Annotated in this window: 2 protein-coding genes; both read left to right on the top strand. The window is 74.7% G+C overall.

Going from position 1 to position 1745, the window contains the following annotated elements:
- Window positions 1-65 precede the first annotated feature (65 nt).
- Window positions 66-1322 carry a tryptophan synthase subunit beta gene (gene trpB / locus HMPREF3099_RS06935; RefSeq protein WP_070705315.1) on the top strand — a complete coding sequence of 419 codons (1257 nt, stop codon included), beginning with the start codon at window positions 66-68 and terminating at the stop codon, window positions 1320-1322.
- A partial coding sequence (gene trpA / locus HMPREF3099_RS06930; RefSeq protein ID WP_070705314.1) for a tryptophan synthase subunit alpha occupies window positions 1319-1745 on the top strand: 427 nt, incomplete at its 3' end. The genes trpB and trpA, both read left to right, overlap by 4 nt.

Genomic DNA, 1745 nt, shown 5'->3' with positions numbered 1-1745 from the left:
CTCGTCGCGGCGGGTGCCGCCCCGGCCGACCCCACCCCCTCCGACCCGATGGGAGGAACCAGCCGATGACGGACCTCTTCAGCCCGCAGTTCGGCGAGTTCGGCGGCGCCTACGTGCCCGAGGCGCTCACCGCGGCCCTCACCGAGCTCGACGCCGAGTTCGAGCACGCTCTGGCCGACCCGGAGTTCGTGGCCCAGCTGCACGGCCTGCACGCCACCTACACCGGCCGCCCGAGCCCGCTCACCGAGGCCCGCCGCCTGTCCGCCCACGTGGGGGGCGCGCGGATCTTCCTCAAGCGCGAGGACCTCAACCACACCGGCTCGCACAAGATCAACAATGTGCTCGGCCAGGTGCTGCTCGCCGAGCGGATGGGCAAGACGCGCGTCATCGCCGAGACCGGCGCCGGCCAGCACGGCGTGGCCACCGCCACGGCCGCGGCCCTCCTCGGCCTGGAGTGCGTGGTCTACATGGGTGCCGTGGACACCCGCCGCCAGGCCCTCAACGTCGCCCGCATGCAGCTGCTGGGCGCCGAGGTGGTGGCCGTCGAGCACGGCTCGGCCACGCTCAAGGACGCCATCAACGAGGCCATGCGCGACTGGGTCGCCAGCGTGGACACCACCCACTACGTGCTGGGCACCGTCACCGGCCCGCACCCCTTCCCGACGATGGTGCGCCGCTTCCACGAGGTGATCGGCGCCGAGGCCCGCGAGCAGGTCCTCGCTGCGGTCGGGCGCCTGCCGGACGTGGCCGTCGCCTGCGTGGGCGGCGGCTCCAACGCCATCGGCCTGTTCTCCGGTTTCCTCGACGACACCGAGGTGGAGCTCGTCGGCTGCGAGGCCGGCGGCGACGGGGTGGACACCGGCCGGCACGCGGCGCGCTTCGCCACGGGCCGCCCCGGCGTGCTCCATGGCGCCGCCACCTACGTGCTCCAGGACGAGGGTGGCCAGACCCTGGAGACCCACTCGGTGAGCGCCGGTCTGGACTACCCGAGTGTCGGCCCGGAGCACAGCCACCTGCACACCACCGGGCGCGCCCGGTACGTGGCCGTGACCGACACCGAGGCGATGGACGCCTTCCGGCTGCTGTGCCGCACCGAGGGGATCATCCCCGCCATCGAGTCCGCGCACGCCGTGGCCGGGGCGGTCGAGGAGGCGCGCCGCCTGGGCCCCGAGGGCGTGGTGCTGGTGAACCTCTCCGGGCGCGGCGACAAGGACGTGGACACCGCGGCCCGCTGGTTCGGGCTCGTGGACGCCGACGGCGAGGCCCACCCCGAGGGCGACGAGGACACCGACGAGAACCCTGCACAGGGGGTCGAGGCATGAGCAACCTGCTGGACGAGCGCTTCGCCGCCTGCCGCGAGGCGGGCCGGGCGGCCTTGGTGGTCTACCTGCCGGTGGGCTTCCCCGACGTGGAGACCTCCCGGGCCGCGATGGTGGCCGCCGTGGAGGCCGGCGCCGACGTCATCGAGATCGGCATCCCGTACACCGACCCGGTCATGGACGGCCCCGTCATCCAGGACGCCGCCGACCGCGCCCTCGAGCAGGGGGCCAGCGTGGACGATGCCCTGGAGTGCGCCCGCGCCGTCGTGGACGCCGGGGGCGTGCCGGTGGTCATGAGCTACTGGAACCCGCTGCTGGCCCGGGGCGTGGAGCGCCTCGCCGGCGAGCTGGCCGGGGCCGGGGTGGCAGGTGTGATCCTGCCGGACCTGCCGCCCGAGGCCGCCGGTGCCTGGCACGCCGCGGCCG

Source organism: Kytococcus sp. HMSC28H12 (genome assembly GCF_001816045.1).
Classification (GTDB): domain Bacteria; phylum Actinomycetota; class Actinomycetes; order Actinomycetales; family Dermatophilaceae; genus Kytococcus; species Kytococcus schroeteri.
The sequence above is the reverse complement of the archived record's forward strand: the minus strand, read 5'-3'. Positions and strand labels throughout refer to the sequence as shown.

Coding starts and splice junctions, on each gene's coding strand:
- trpB (WP_070705315.1), top strand. CDS start 66: ATGACGGACCTCTTCAGCCCGCAGTTCGGCGAGTTCGGCGGCGCCTAC.